This window comes from Kluyvera georgiana ATCC 51603 (assembly GCF_001654985.1).
In the GTDB taxonomy this organism is placed as follows: domain Bacteria; phylum Pseudomonadota; class Gammaproteobacteria; order Enterobacterales; family Enterobacteriaceae; genus Kluyvera; species Kluyvera georgiana.
In genome coordinates, this window is record NZ_LXEU01000089.1 from 1 (window position 1) to 14283 (window position 14283).

A 14283-nucleotide genomic window follows, 5' to 3' on the forward strand; every position below is an offset into this window, starting at 1 on the left:
GAAAGGGTTCTAGAGTTCGAATCTCTACGCTTCCGCCAAATTAAAAGAAGGGGTTACCGAAAGGTAACCCCTTTTTGCTTTGGGCTGTTGGAATATTTTTGCCATTTCCGCCCGATAAAAAGCCCGCCGAAGCGGGTTTTTTTATGCCTTTTTCTTGAGTAGCGGGGCGCTTAGCGAAGGGATGATCTTTACCTTCCTGTCGTACACAACAACCTGACTTTCGGTTTTGTGACCGGAGAACAGTCGCTTTTCCCGGCTGCTGCCAGCGTAGTCAGATATAGACTTGGCTTTTATATCGTGGAAGTTGCAGCCGAACGGCTGGCCAGCTTTCTGCTCTGCCGCTTTCTTGGCTTTATCCAATATGAACAGAGTGTTAAGTAGCTGGTTTAAAAAACGGGAGAGTATTGAAACAGATTTTAACAGATGGGTCACTTTCCACCTGTATCACTTTTGCAACTACCTTCTGCGCTCTGCGTAACATCTTATATTAATTAAACTTATTGAATCAAAAAGCAGTGCTTGTATAATGAATTGCAATAGTCCAATTCTTAAATTTTGAATTTCATTAACAGGTATGTATGTCAAGAATAAAATTTAGAACAGATATAAATGGTCTAAGATGTTATGCAGTATTACTGGTTGTACTATTCCATTTCGGTATTCAAGGGTTTGGATCGGGTTTCATTGGAGTTGATGTATTTTTCGTAGTATCCGGCTATCTAATGTCCGCAATGATTATTCCGGGTGTTTTGAATAAAGATTTTAGACTGTTCGACTTTTACATCGCTCGAGCAGTAAGGATTATTCCGTCTATTATTTTGTTGGTCATTGTGTTTTACGCGATTAGTTTCCAATTCGCACCTCCAGATATGTTCAAAGATTTTTCAAAGTATGCGATAAAATCTTTGCTTTTTACTTCGAATATAGAATATCTGAAACTTGCCAATGGATATTTTACCGGTGATAGTCATAGTGATTTTCTGCTCCATACTTGGTCTCTCTCAGTTGAATGGCAGTTTTATTTAGTTTACCCGCTTATCATCATGTTAACGGGAAAATTGACCAGGAGTTTGAAGGCTATTTCTGTTGTTCTATCATTGATTTTAGTAATTTCGTTATTTTCCTCGATATTTTACGCCACGATTGATTCATCATTTAATTTCTACATGCTTCCAACGAGAGCGTGGGAAATGACGATTGGTGGTATCGTGTTTATTACTTCACAAAAAAAACATCGACCGACTTCCGTTATTCCGCATTGCTGTTATCCTCTTGTTGATATCAGCTTGTGTAAATTATGATATCAAGTTATGGCCAGGATATGCAGCAATTCTTCCTGTCGTCGCAACGGCATTAATTTTGTTCTCGTGCAACAAAAATAGTATTCTGCTAAACAACAAAGTTGCACAACTGATTGGTTCGGCCTCATATTCAATTTATTTATGGCACTGGCCATTGTTTGTAACATTGAGCTATTTTGAATTATTGGCTGATACAAAGTGCCGCCTACTGTCAGCTTTCGCGTCTATAGTAGTTGGCATTTTGGTGTATATGCTTTTCGAAAAAAGGGCCTCAAAATGGCTCAAGAAAAGAAATAAAAAACAGATAGTTGCTAGTATTCTTATCCCGGCGCTGCTCTGTATTTCTGTATTCGATTATACTCGTAGTCATTCTGGCTTCCTGTGGCGAGGAGGAGATAAGTACCAGAAGGTTTCTGCCGAAATTGTGCTACCAAGCCCAAGTAATGGATGGTGTTTCTATGCTATCGCTAGTGATAAAAAACTAAAATTAGGTGAAAATGGTGTTACATGCCATGTAGGTAATACAGATAGTAAAAAGAATGCTGTTCTTTTTGGAGATTCATTTGCTGGACACTATATTCCTTTTTGGGATTCCGTCGGAAAGCAGGTTGGTTTAAATATTAATCCGATCACTACTAACTGGTGCAGTCCATCGGTGGGTAGAGAATTTATGGGGCCGAAAACATCTATTGCATACAAACAATGTATGTTTAACCGTGAATATTTTGCTAAAAATTTTGAAAAATATGATTATCTCATTTTTTCTGGTGCGTGGTCTTACATCGTTAGTAATGCAGAGTCCTTGAGGAATGTTGAAGCATTAATAAAAATGGCCCAGGGGACAGGTAAACGAATCATCATCATGGATGAACCCTATCAGTTTGAAGCCAATATCGGAGAATTATATAAAAAATCCATATGGGACAGGCGACAGTTTGATATTACTAAGTATTTAGTAAATGGGAAAAATGCAAAACAAAAAGAGGTTGATACTATCCTGACAGCACTCACTGCTGGAAACAAGAATACCATTTTCTTGAGTAGAAGCATGCTGTTCAGTGAAACTCAAACCAATGGATCTGGTGTCCCTTATTCGCTCGATGGTGAGCATGTCAGCGTTATCGGGTCATTATCTGCGGCTGAATATTTTATCAAAGGGAACAATTTCCACCGACTCGTTAACTTCCTCCAATAATCTGACGTCCCCCCGGCTGTCGTCGGGGGTTCTGAAAAAAAAAGGACGGCATCACCGAGTGACTTATTCAGGTACCCACATACCATCTACTCTATTACATAAAATTAAAGCAACTGGACGTCGAAAAGGAGACGCTAACCGGATGGGTCTGGACTTACAGCTGGGTGACATTCACCGCCAAGCGCTTGAATATGGCGCCGGGGATGATTGCTCACGTTGATGTTAAAACGGGAAAGAAAATGGTAATGGATAATCCGTTTAGCCCGGTTAAAAAGGAAATAATGGCACGCTTATTATAGAGTGATTGCACTATCCAAAAATAAACAAAAAAATGATTATCAGCGTCGGGTAAAAATCCTATTGTAGCACCACTTTGCATCCAGTCCGTCGATTGATGAGACGCTAATAACAGGAAAATTATGAAGAAGACGCTGATAACTTTAATTATTGCGAATGCGCTGACCGCCACCACCGCTTTTGCCGCAGCAGATGCGGGCACCTGGTATACCGGTGGTAAATTGGGATGGTCACACTATTTTGATACCAGCACTACGCCGCGTGCCAACGTTGGTTACGACAGCGATAATGTCGGCGGTGGTGTTTTCACCGGCTACCAGATTAATCCATGGCTGGCGGTTGAAGGCGGCTACGATTATTTAGGTAATATGCAGATCAACGGTAAAAACGGTGCCTCGGGTTCACAGATGAAGAGCCAGGGTCTGCAGCTGTCGCTGAAAGCCAGCTACGGTTTGACCGACAGCTGGGATCTGTATGGTCGCGCCGGGGCGATGGGTTATCGCGCGGAATCAGATATTCAGGGCCATAACCGCTTTGAAACCGGCGTTCGTCCGCTGGTGGCCGTTGGCACCGAGTATGCCTTTAATAAAAATTGGGCGGGCCGCCTGGAGTATCAGTGGGTCAGCAACGTGGGTAACGAAAATCAGATTGGCGTCAGCAGTGATATCAGTTCCGTTACCGCGGGTATCTCTTACCGTTTCGGCCAGCACGACGATACGCCAGCATTGGCACCGATTGCCGCGCCGGCGCCAAAGCCCGCGCCACAGCGTTTTAATCTGAAATCCGACGTGATGTTTGGCTATGATTCCGCAGCACTAACCGCTGAGGGTAAAGCGGCTATCGCGCAGCTTTACCAAAGTCCGGGGATGCAGCCCGCGTCTGGCAAGGCGACCGTCGTGATTGGTTATAGCGACCGTACCGGCGCGGCGGACTATAACCAGCAGCTTTCAGCGCAGCGCGCGCAGGCGGTGGCGGACGAATTGATCGCGTTAGGTATGCCAGCGGCGAATATTCGCGCTGAAGGTCATGGGGCCAGCGACCCGGTGACCGGCTCTCAATGCGACGACCAGTCGGGAGCGCAGTTGATTAACTGCCTGGCACCCGATCGCCACGTTATTGTTGAGATAACTGATAAGCGCTAAAGACTTCAGGAAAAAGCCTCCTCATATTGATATGAGGAGGCTTTTTTACTCGTAAATAATGGTATTAAGCGAGTCGCTCAGCTTTCTTAAACCTGAAATATTCTGCTCTTCCAGATAATGATTATTAATCAGCTTGATTTTATCAAGTTTGGTGAGTGAGGCATACACCCGATGCGTTTGGCTACGGCTGTCAAATATATCGCAGATATTCACATTCTGTAAAAACTCTTGTTTCAAATAAAACGATAAGTTTTCGAGAGTCCATCTGTTGTCATAATGTAAGTAGCTAAAGCTGATTGCGTTTGTCATTACTTCCTGTGGCGCTTTTTGAACAATCGGCACCTGCAGTAAGTCAATTTTTCGCAATAGGCTATGGCCTGATTTCTTTCGCGGGATAAGCGTGCCTGACAGTATTAGTTTATGGATTTTTCGCATTGTATTACCTGTGTTGACTCAAGATGCTATTTATTACCATTGATTCGTTATGGTTTCGATTTCTTTATTGTTTATAAAAAAATTAGCATTATGGTTTTAGGCTTATTGAGTGCGGAAATGACCGTCATCAGAAATAAAGAGAGAATGTGGGAACAGGTTCCCCTGTTTGGCTCCAGAACCGTGCGGTTTCCAGAATCATTTAACGAGAGAAAGATACGCGATTTCGCCCGGCCTGTTTGGCCTTATATAGTTCTTTATCCGCCTTTTCCGTTAACGTCTCAAGTGAGTCTCGCGTTGTCCATTGGGCGACACCGAAACTGGCGGTCAGATACGCCGAGATTGGCGACCCCTTATGCGGGAATTTGGCGGCTGAAATAGTATTGCGGATACGTTCTGCAATGTTGACCGCATCATCTAACTGATGGCAACGCGTCAGGATAACAAACTCTTCGCCGCCAAAGCGAAATGCGGTATCTGACGACTGTCGTAAAGATTGGGTAATACATTTCGCCGTATTGATTAAGCAGGCATCACCCGCAATATGGCCATACAGATCGTTGTACTGTTTGAAAAAATCAATATCCATGATGATCATAAACAGCTTCTCATCGGATAAAGAGAGTCGTTTTTCGTTGTCGGCAAAATGAATGGCCAGGCTACCTTTATTAAACAGCCCCGTTAATGCATCCCGGTGTGCCAGACGTGTAAGCTTCTTAATTAATAGATTTTTCGCATACTCGCTTTTTTGGGTGCGTAGATACCATTCCAGCAGAATGTAGCGCGCGGTCATCACCACCATAAAAATAATAATGGAGCCGGAAATTTGCAGAAAATGGAATTTCTCAAATGCCGCCAGTTCGCTCAAAAACATCGAGACGGCGATGGGTGCGCTGAAGAGTAACAGCAGCCTGCCGGAAATATAGAACGAGATGGTGGCCGGAAGCAGGATGATGATCAGCAGCGAAAGCGACAGCGCTGGCGTGCTGTAGTGTTTGACCATCAGGTAAAACATTCCGGCCCACAGCAGGCCCAGGATCAGCACATACAGCGGAAATATGGCCACAATGTGCTCACGTTTAATTGCAAATCTGAGCAGCAACCCGACGATTGAGAAGAATACCGTCACCAGGCTCAGCGAGTCGAGCGCATCGTTATAGATAAAATTAGCCGCGTTGAGCAGATTACCAACGAACAGCCACAGACAGAAAACGATGTTCAGCGTGAGAAACCAGATATAACCCCACGAATTGACAATATCGAGGTTTTGCTTTTTCCCAGGACGCGTCGTCATCATTTTCCTTACTCAACCTATGCTGTGGCATTCATTCAATTGTATAATTATAAACAGATCCTGGGGCAATCGCTAACTTTTGATTTCCTTATGAATTCAATAATAAATATAAAATAATTATAAAAAAATCATCGTCATGTTAGCCTGGAGAGGGTGCCGTCAATCGTGTGCGAATAATGGGCGGCCCGTGCCAGAGTGTTATCCAGTATCGTTGATGGACGGGCCACGCTTGAATTAACCAAAGTCTGGTCTAAGCTCAGAAGAGCTTAGGGCACAGGTGCTCTTTGGTGCTGAAAAATAACAATAATTATTTTCTCTGGGTGATGGCTATGGCGCTATTTCGGCGATGGATGATATTGCTATTAATGAAATGGCTACTTCTTCTTCTTACGCTTGCGGTTACGGGCGCGCAGGCAAATGACGGACTTTTTCCTGTCCAGCAGGCGAGAAAAGTCGCCCCGGTTGCCGCAAGCCTTTCGCCGCCGGAGTCGCTGCGCCCGTGCTGCGCCTTTGGTCACGATCTGCACGTCAGAGCCGTTGGCGTACCGGTGCCGTTTTATCAAATTGGCAATGTGCTGACGTTAGACACGCTGGGTGAGCACCGTTACAACGACAGCGCCTTCGGGGCGGTGAAAAATCTGGTCGGGCTGAGCGATGAGCAGAATGGGCTTATCTATACCCATCGCGGTGGGTTTATTGATATTGCCCATGTGCGCGATACGGCCGATAACACCTTCTTTATTTTTAGCCAACTCTATCCCAAGCTGGGCCAGCGCTGGCGCTATTTTTATCGCGACGAACTGGGCGTGCGCCGGTTGCAGTTGAATACGTTTCCCCCTCCGGCCTCGATGATCTCGCGGTATACGCTGGCGGCGTGGCTCTCCGGTCATCTGGCCATTGAACTGGCGCAGTGGCATGAGATTGCTCAGTGGTACGGTTTTGAGTCCGTCCCCGGCTTCCCGGAGGAAATTTCGGCATTCTCGCCGGAGGATCTCTACTCCAACCTGCTGGGCGCACGGATGGCGATAACGTTGATATTACGGGGCAAGGCCCACTCCGTCGAAGCGTTCAACGCCGCCATGACCGATGAACTGCATCGCGTCCTGCTGGCGTTAGACGTGGCGACGAAAAGCGAAACGGAACAGAAATTCCGCGAACTGGATGGTAACTGGTGGAACAGTAAACGCCGGGTGCCGGATAAATTCCTGGTGCTGAAACGCAACTATAGCCTGGATAACAACCGGCTACCCACGCCGGTGCCGGATGAAAAAAACATGCCGTACCTGCTGACGATGCCAAAGGTGGTTGAGGGCTATCAATTGTCGCGTCTGGGGGCTCTGCAAATCTATCCCGGCGAAGATATGCAGCGGCTTCCGGCCCCCGCATCCTACTACGGTCCGTCTCAGTTTCAGGGGCTTGCCGATAAGGCGCAGGCGGCGGATAAAGTGCAACGAGAGCGCATTCAGAAGTGATCGCGCGATAAACACCGCGTATTACCGTCAGAATGTGTAAATTATCTTTATTTATCAATTGGTCACATTATTCTTTCTGCAACATTGGCCGTGCCATCCGTGACAAAGGTAAGGATACAGATGAAAACCCTGTTCCGGGCTTCTGCCCTGATTTCGCTTATCGTGTCGTTTGTCGGCTATGCGGCGGCAGAAACGCCGACTGATTATTTCCAGCGTATTAGCTTTCATGCCCCCAGCACGCCTGGCTTTCGCACGGCCAGTATACTGAGCGTCGGGTTTACCGGCGCCACCGTGACCATGAGCAGCAACCACGAGGCGCTGAATCTGAACGACGTGGCCTTCAGCTTTAATCATCGCTGGCTGGCGATCGACGCGCATCATGAAGGGCGGGTCACGCTGCGGATGATAAGGCAGCCGCTGGCGCATGAAAGGGCGGGGACGTTGACGCTGCATAACCGGAAGACCGGCAATTCCCAGCGTTATGACTTTACGGTTGCGACCTGGCTTGTGGGCGATGGCGCGGTGGATGATAACTTTGTGCAGGCCCGTGAACGCTGCGCGCGTCAGGGAGGACGGCTGCTAACTACCCGCGAGCTGAGGGACGTCTCCCGTAAATGGTTTGGCTTCAGTAAAGGTAATTTGCGTACGATGTATCCGCAGGCGACGCTGTTTCACGCGCAGGCACGAGCCGGCGGCAGCTTCTGGGTACACGAAGCGAAAGCGTTGTATCTGCACACGGGGGTCAAAAGCCCCGAACGTGGGATTAACACGATCTGCCGCTATGAGTACGAAAATAGCGCAATATAATATCGGGGGTGTGCGTCGGTTATTATTTTAACAAGGCCGGGAAATAAACGTGCCCCGGCAATAACGCAATAATTGTTAAATATCGCGGCTATGTGGCACAGATGGACAAATTGTCAGATAAACCTCACTGTAAAATAAAGTTTTGGTAAAATGCAGTGACTTTTATGATTTTAGTTAGCTTATTTTTGCGTGTTGTGTTTTTAGCTCTGGCGGTGGTCGTTGTTGTACTGTGCCTGCATGTTGATGTGAATATAATCAAAAATGGTCTGTCCGAAGACTCATTCACTGAAATTGTTCAGGAAAGTATTCTCTTTATCATTATCATGGTGCATCTTGTCCGCGGTTGGAAAAACAGCGCAATGCGCCAGTGCAATATTCTGATCGCCGGTTTTTTCCTCGCCATGCTGATCCGTGAGCTGGATGCGGTGTTTGACCTCATCCGGCATGGGAGCTGGCTGTGGTTCGCGCTGGCGGTAAGCCTGGCGACCCTCTGCTACGCATTTCGTCAGCCGCAGCGGGTGCTGGCACAGCTGGCTGAATATAGCACGACGCCGTCATATGGATTAATGATTGCCGGTCTACTGGCGATTCTTGTCTTTTCCCGTTTGTTCGGTATGTCGATACTTTGGCAGTCTATTTTGCAGGATGGCTACGTCCGTATTGTCAAAAATATGGTGGAGGAGGGGAGCGAGCTATTCGGTTATATTATCTGTCTGATGGCCTCGGTGAATATTCTTCCCGAGCGTCGCGAATCCTGATGCGGAATATTTCTTTCCGTAAAAAGAACCTGTCACGAAATTAACTCAATGATGTGATTCATCTCTTTTATGCAACGGCCTTGATGACGAGGCCGTTTCGCCTTACCGACAGGCGAAAGCAGGCGGAATCAATATTTCCCTTCATTGTTAAGCACGAAGTGTTTACCTTCCCGATATTTACCTGTTTTTCTCTGTCGCACAGTTAAAACCGCTGCCATGACCGCTGATTACGACGCTTTGTTCGTTCCGGAGCGCTCCGACGACCGCGTATGTTTTGCACCGCTTATTAATTGCAGGTAGGATGCTTCGCGGCGATTTTATCTCTACACAGAATGACGGGAAAAATCGCATTGATCGTCGTGGCTCGCGTTCCGTTCGCGACGACCTGAAATCTCCTTAAATCAGACAGGTAACAGGGATAATGGAAACACAAAACACTCAAGCCGCGGAGCAACACGCGGCGAAACGACGCTGGCTGAATGCCCACGAAGAGGGGTACTACAAAGCCATGGGAAACCGTCAGGTGCAGATGATTGCGATCGGTGGGGCCATTGGTACCGGCCTGTTTCTCGGGGCTGGCGCGCGTCTGCAAATGGCCGGCCCGGCGTTGGCGCTGGTATATCTGGTATGCGGTATTTTTTCATTCTTTATTCTTCGCGCCCTCGGTGAACTGGTGCTGCATCGTCCTTCCAGCGGCAGCTTCGTCTCCTATGCTCGTGAATTCCTCGGCGAAAAAGCCGCCTACGTGGCGGGTTGGATGTATTTCGTCAACTGGGCGATGACCGGTATCGTTGATATCACCGCAGTCGCGCTCTATATGCACTATTGGGGCGCATTTGGCGACGTTCCGCAGTGGGTCTTCGCGCTTGGCGCGCTGGCGGTGGTGGGCACCATGAACATGATTGGCGTTAAGTGGTTCGCCGAGATGGAGTTCTGGTTTGCGCTCATCAAAGTGCTGGCCATCGTTGTCTTCCTCGTGGTGGGGACCGTCTATCTGGGCAGCGGCAAACCGCTCGACGGCAACGCGACCGGTTTCCATCTGATTACCGATAACGGCGGTTTCTTCCCGCATGGTCTGTTGCCCGCGCTGGTTCTGGTACAGGGCGTGGTTTTTGCCTTTGCCTCCATTGAACTGGTGGGCACCGCAGCCGGTGAATGTAAAGACCCGCAGACCATGGTGCCGCGCGCCATCAACAGCGTGATCTGGCGTATCGGCCTGTTCTACGTCGGCTCGGTGGTGCTGCTGGTCCTGTTGTTGCCGTGGAACGCCTACCAGGCGGGGCAAAGCCCGTTCGTGACCTTCTTCTCGAAGCTGGGCGTGCCGTATATCGGCAGCATTATGAATATCGTGGTGCTGACCGCTGCGCTCTCCAGCCTGAACTCTGGACTATACTGCACCGGGCGTATTTTGCGCTCGATGGCGATGGGCGGATCGGCGCCGAAGTTTATGAGTAAAATGAGCCGTCAGCATGTACCGTATGCCGGGATTATGGCCACGCTGGTGGTTTATGTGGTGGGCGTATTCCTCAACTACCTGGTGCCGTCTCAGGTGTTTGAAATCGTCCTGAACTTCGCATCGCTGGGGATTATAGCTTCGTGGGCCTTTATCATGGTCTGCCAGCTGCGCCTGCGGAAGGCCATTAAAGAAGGCAAAGCCGCCGACGTGAGCTTTAAGCTGCCGGGGGCGCCGTTTACCTCCTGGCTGACGCTGCTGTTCCTGCTGAGCGTGCTGGTGCTGATGGCGTTTGACTACCCGAATGGCACCTACACTATCGCCGCGCTGCCGCTGATTGCCATTCTGCTGGTCGCCGGTTGGTTTGGCGTTCGCAAGCGGGTGGCGGAAATTCACAGCACCGCGCCGTAATCTCTTCTGAAGGCCTGATAGTGAACCTATCAGGCCTGCTTTTCTTAGAACATGCGGAATCGGTACTCAATAATCGCTTCCGACGACAGCGTCTGCGTTCGCGTATAGCGGCCGTTAGTAATCACCGGCGTTTTACCGCGGGTTTTATACGACCAGCCGGGGCCAAACATCAGCCATACCGTAAGATTCTTCATCGGCGGCGCGGAGGGCGTCCAGCGGGTAAAGGCGCTAATTTCGCCGGTACGCACGTGGTTATCTTTATAATTAAACTGCGCGATATTTCCCGCCAGCCCGACAGCCAGATCCGGCGTGAGCTTGTAGTCAGAAATATTCGCCAGCATCAGTTCGCCATCGCGCATATAGTCGTCGCCCGCATAGGCCATTGAGATAAATGTGCCGCGTGAGTTTTTACTCATATGGCGAGGGTAGAAGCCGACTTCATTCTCTTTTTTGGCACTGGTATAGCCCACCCCCCATTTTGTACTCCAGCGTTCGTCCTGCCAGCTGACGTCGATGGCAAAATGCCACGCGTTATGATCGAAATCGCGTTTGCTGGCGGGCATGGCCAGATAGTTATCCAGCGCTTCGGTTGCGTAGATTTGCGTACCGATACTCAAACGCTCAACGGGCCGCAGCTGGGTAAATAGCAGATGACGCCGCAGATAATTTTCGCTCTCGCCGTAGCCATATTGCGCGCTGAACGTCTGGCTATTCCACAGTACTTCACCACTCGCCAGGTGGTTGATTTTCTCTCCGGTATTAGTCTGCAGCTGTTTTTTATCCGGCGAGTTACGGTCCATTGAATTCTCGATATAGGCGCCGCGTAGCGTCAAATGCTCACCGCTGATGCCGCCGCTAATCCCCGAATAGGTGGTGGGCGAGAGGCGATTGGAGGTGGAGATTACGCCGTAATTTTTCAGTACCTGCCAGCCCCAGCGGGCGTTCAGCTGGGTATCCGCAACGTTATATTTCAGCTTAATATTACGTTGGCCGAATTTAGAATATCCCTCGGCGTTGCTTTTTTTATTACCTTCGCCGTTGTTATAAAGGACGCCGCGGGAGTTGAAATAATCACTGGCGCCTAATTTCACCGCGCCATAATAAACGGTATCAACGCCAATAAAATCGGCAAAATAGCCCGATTGATAATCCACCGCCACGCCCTGGCCCCAGGCGTTATGCACGTGTGTGGGGTTCGCATTCTCTTCTTTCAGATATTTCCAGTAGTTCTTTAATGACAGGGTCATCGAAGAATCACGGAAGAAAGAATTATCCAGATACGCGTATTCATTTTGACTTTCTGCTGCCAATACTGACGTGGCATAGCCTTGCATCAGCATGAGCCATGCTGTTGCTAATGTTGTTATTTTCATGTGTGATCCCAGAATAGACCCGTGGGGGCAAGAATCCCCACGGTATTATCAATATAGGTATTATTTTTGAGTATTCAGACGCTGTTTACCGGTCTCGACGTATTGCAATGTGCCAATTTCCGGTACGCTGTAGTGGCCGTTTTTATAGATAATTTTGACCACGGCGGCGTTAGCCAGCGGCTTATTTTTGTCTGGTGAATCGGTGAGATCGGAAATCATAATTTGCATCGATGTACCCGACGAAATGGCCAGCACGGTTTTATCGCCGTTCGCCTGTGCCTGCTTGACGATAGTGGCCAGCGCTGCCTGGGTGCGGGCTTTTACCTGCGCATAGTTTTCCGCCAGCCCTTTCGGGTCGGCTTTCGCCAGCGCGTCCTGCGAATCCTTCACGGGCAGGGTGCCCGCCTTCATCGCCTGGAACAGCGCGGCGCTATCGGCCATCCCTGGCGCATGCGCGCCGGCTTCAGCCATATCTTTATTGAAGCCGCCTTCAAAGCCGCCGAAGAAGGCTTCACGCAGGCCGGGAAGCTCATTGAGGTGGTAGTTTGCGACACCCATTTGCTTGAGAATGACCGCCATGGTTTCGCGCTGGCGTCCCGCATCGCTGGAGTAATAGCGGTCAAATGCAATCCCTTTTAACCCTTCGCCAAGATAACGGGCGACCCGGATACCCTCTTCGGTCAGCGGCGTATCGGCCCAGCCCTGAACGCGGTCGAAGGTATTAAACAGCGTTTTACCATGACGAGCAAAATAGAGGGTGACGGTATCATCGTGGGCAGAAGGCGCGATATCTGCCGCAGAACAGGTCGCCGCGCTGGCAAGCGCCATTAAAGCAATTAGCCATTTTTTCATGGGGTATCCTTTTTATATTTTTAATAAAACAAAAAACCCGCGCCCCTTCTCAATCATCAAAATAGCATGCTTGAGAAATGACGCAGGTTTTGCCTGTTGCAAACAGTAACAATCCAGTTTTGTCGGACAATAGTACCATCAATTTTAAATAACAGTAATTATTTTATCCTGGGCTTATATTTGTGATCGCCTTCAAGTCTTCTTTCCTGGTAATTTAGCCCGGTGATTTTTTCTCTGTTTAACTAAAGAATAGTTTATTAACGAAATTAAAATAGGGCGAATGCCGACGCCATCAGGAAGATTTTTTTGATACTGGTCACAGAAAAAGAATAGCCCGTCTGGACCTTGTGCGGCTTAGACGGTATTTTCTCAACCATCTCAGGATTGTTACTGAAATAAGGCAAAACCTAAGACACGTGTTGCTCTGCATGGGCGGCGGGTGTCTTAGGTTTTTTTTTGCTTGTAATAAAGCACCAGTTCCCCTTATCCGAGGAGTCACGATGAATTTACTAAAAATAATTGCACCGTTGTTCGCTATATGCGCTTTTTCAGTTCAGGCCGGAACGGCACCGCTGAAAATATTGGTCGTCAACGATGATGGCTGTGAATCGCCGGGCAGTACATCGCTTCAGGATAAACTTAAGGCGAAAGGGTATGATGTCTGGATGGTGGCTCCGGCCACGAATCAAAGCGGTATTGGCTCGGCGATTACGTTCAACACGGGAAAAATCTTTGATGTGAAAAAGGTGGCCGAGCAACGTTATTGCTTCCCGGGCACGCCAGCGGACTCGGTCGATTTTGGTCTCAATGGTCTGCTGAAAGAGGCCGCGCCTGATCTGGTGATTTCCGGCGTCAACGACGGCCCGAATACCGGCATGGCACAGGTGAATTCCGGGACCGTCAGCGCCGCTGCTCGCGCGGTTCGCTACGGCGTCCCGGCGATTGCCGCGAGCATTGGTTATCGATTTACCGACGAGGAGATGAAAAACAAATGGCCAAGTACGCATAAATACTGGCCTGACTCCGTTGATTATGTCGTTGGCGTGGTGGATAAATTGAATGCCCAGCGCGTGAAAGGGCAGCCGCTATTACCTGCAGGCACCGGTTTGAGTATTAACTATCCGGCGCTGGCATCTGCGGAGATCAAAGGCGTGCGCTATGTTGATAATCAGCGTTTCCCGGTCCCCCAAATTGGCTACGATATTCTGCCCGACGGTACGGCGAAACAGACGATGAATCCGCAGTCGTTAAAACCGGTGCTCGACGACAGTGATTCTGGTTGGCTGAATAAAGGCTATATCACCTACACCATTTTCGACGGTTCATGGAATGCGCCGCAGTATGAAGCCCAATATAAGGCATTACTGAAGCCCTGAACGTCATCTCTGACAAGCTAAAGAACACGTGCCGGGTATTCCCGGCCGTGCACAGCGTGGAATGTAAATAAAATACGTTGTATTTGTAAGTTATTTGTCGTAACCCACTGTCTGTCCTGA

At 48.8% G+C, this 14283-nt stretch carries 12 protein-coding genes and 1 pseudogene; 8 read left to right on the forward strand and 5 right to left on the reverse strand.

The features are described 5' to 3' along the window. Positions 1-141: 141 nt before the first annotated feature. Positions 142-351: pseudogene (locus M989_RS21875) on the reverse strand (site-specific integrase); the annotation flags it as partial. A gap of 227 nt (positions 352-578) precedes the next feature. Here M989_RS21875 and M989_RS25335 point away from each other — a divergent pair. The 3 genes from M989_RS25335 (at position 579) to ompA (ending at position 3935) form a co-directional block, all read left to right on the forward strand. Further along, positions 579-1301, forward strand: coding sequence for an acyltransferase family protein (locus M989_RS25335; protein ID WP_083965187.1), 723 nt, complete (start codon positions 579-581; stop codon positions 1299-1301). Continuing rightward, entirely contained in the window at positions 1273-2496 is a 1224-nt protein-coding gene (locus M989_RS25340; protein ID WP_157093588.1) for an acyltransferase family protein, read from the forward strand. Before M989_RS25335 ends, M989_RS25340 begins: the two co-directional genes overlap by 29 nt. A 419-nt stretch (positions 2497-2915) precedes the next feature. Then, entirely contained in the window at positions 2916-3935 is a 1020-nt protein-coding gene (ompA, locus tag M989_RS21885) for a porin OmpA (protein WP_064548894.1), read from the forward strand. 45 nt (positions 3936-3980) lie between these two features. Here the strand turns inward: ompA and M989_RS21890 are convergent, their stop codons facing one another. Together M989_RS21890 and M989_RS21895 are read right to left on the reverse strand one after the other, a co-directional pair. Then, positions 3981-4370, reverse strand: coding sequence for a hypothetical protein (locus tag M989_RS21890; protein WP_064548896.1), 390 nt, complete (start codon positions 4368-4370; stop codon positions 3981-3983). Positions 4371-4569: 199 nt separating this feature from the next. Continuing rightward, positions 4570-5661: a GGDEF domain-containing protein gene (locus M989_RS21895; RefSeq protein ID WP_245191281.1), complete on the reverse strand. Its 1092-nt coding sequence runs from the start codon at positions 5659-5661 to the stop codon at positions 4570-4572. Positions 5662-6026: 365 nt separating this feature from the next. Between M989_RS21895 and M989_RS21900 the strand changes: the two genes are divergently transcribed. From M989_RS21900 to ansP, 4 genes are all read left to right on the forward strand, one after another. Then, a complete protein-coding gene (locus M989_RS21900) occupies positions 6027-7133 on the forward strand; it encodes a DUF4056 domain-containing protein (protein WP_064548947.1) in 1107 nt (368 codons plus the stop codon). Positions 7134-7253: 120 nt separating this feature from the next. Then, the gene (locus M989_RS21905; protein WP_064548900.1) at positions 7254-7940 is read left to right on the forward strand and encodes a hypothetical protein; all 687 of its coding nucleotides are present in this window, start codon (positions 7254-7256) and stop codon (positions 7938-7940) included. Positions 7941-8104: 164 nt separating this feature from the next. Next, positions 8105-8698 carry a hypothetical protein gene (locus M989_RS21910; RefSeq protein WP_064548902.1) on the forward strand — a complete coding sequence of 198 codons (594 nt, stop codon included), beginning with the start codon at positions 8105-8107 and terminating at the stop codon, positions 8696-8698. 421 nt (positions 8699-9119) lie between these two features. Then, positions 9120-10562, forward strand: a complete 1443-nt coding sequence (gene ansP, locus M989_RS21915) for an L-asparagine permease (RefSeq protein WP_064548904.1) — start codon at positions 9120-9122, stop codon at positions 10560-10562. Positions 10563-10606: 44 nt separating this feature from the next. Here ansP and M989_RS21920 read toward each other — a convergent pair whose 3' ends face one another. Both M989_RS21920 and M989_RS21925 read right to left on the reverse strand, forming a co-directional pair. Next, entirely contained in the window at positions 10607-11935 is a 1329-nt protein-coding gene (locus M989_RS21920; RefSeq protein ID WP_064548906.1) for an OprD family outer membrane porin, read from the reverse strand. Between the two features lie 60 nt (positions 11936-11995). Beyond that, on the reverse strand, positions 11996-12787 hold the full coding sequence (locus M989_RS21925; RefSeq protein ID WP_064548908.1) for a histidine phosphatase family protein: 792 nt from the start codon (positions 12785-12787) through the stop codon (positions 11996-11998). 500 nt (positions 12788-13287) lie between these two features. Between M989_RS21925 and surE the strand changes: the two genes are divergently transcribed. Further along, complete coding sequence (gene surE, locus M989_RS21930; RefSeq protein ID WP_064548911.1) at positions 13288-14163, forward strand: 5'/3'-nucleotidase SurE; 876 nt, start codon at positions 13288-13290, stop codon at positions 14161-14163. The last annotated feature ends 120 nt before the right edge of the window (positions 14164-14283 follow it).

Coding starts and splice junctions, on each gene's coding strand:
- ompA (WP_064548894.1), top strand. CDS start 2,916: ATGAAGAAGACGCTGATAACTTTAATTATTGCGAATGCGCTGACCGCC.
- surE (WP_064548911.1), top strand. CDS start 13,288: ATGAATTTACTAAAAATAATTGCACCGTTGTTCGCTATATGCGCTTTT.
- ansP (WP_064548904.1), top strand. CDS start 9,120: ATGGAAACACAAAACACTCAAGCCGCGGAGCAACACGCGGCGAAACGA.
- M989_RS21905 (WP_064548900.1), top strand. CDS start 7,254: ATGAAAACCCTGTTCCGGGCTTCTGCCCTGATTTCGCTTATCGTGTCG.
- M989_RS21910 (WP_064548902.1), top strand. CDS start 8,105: ATGATTTTAGTTAGCTTATTTTTGCGTGTTGTGTTTTTAGCTCTGGCG.
- M989_RS21895 (WP_245191281.1), bottom strand. CDS start 5,661: ATGACGACGCGTCCTGGGAAAAAGCAAAACCTCGATATTGTCAATTCG.
- M989_RS25335 (WP_083965187.1), top strand. CDS start 579: ATGTCAAGAATAAAATTTAGAACAGATATAAATGGTCTAAGATGTTAT.
- M989_RS21890 (WP_064548896.1), bottom strand. CDS start 4,370: ATGCGAAAAATCCATAAACTAATACTGTCAGGCACGCTTATCCCGCGA.
- M989_RS21920 (WP_064548906.1), bottom strand. CDS start 11,935: ATGAAAATAACAACATTAGCAACAGCATGGCTCATGCTGATGCAAGGC.
- M989_RS21900 (WP_064548947.1), top strand. CDS start 6,027: ATGAAATGGCTACTTCTTCTTCTTACGCTTGCGGTTACGGGCGCGCAG.
- M989_RS21925 (WP_064548908.1), bottom strand. CDS start 12,787: ATGAAAAAATGGCTAATTGCTTTAATGGCGCTTGCCAGCGCGGCGACC.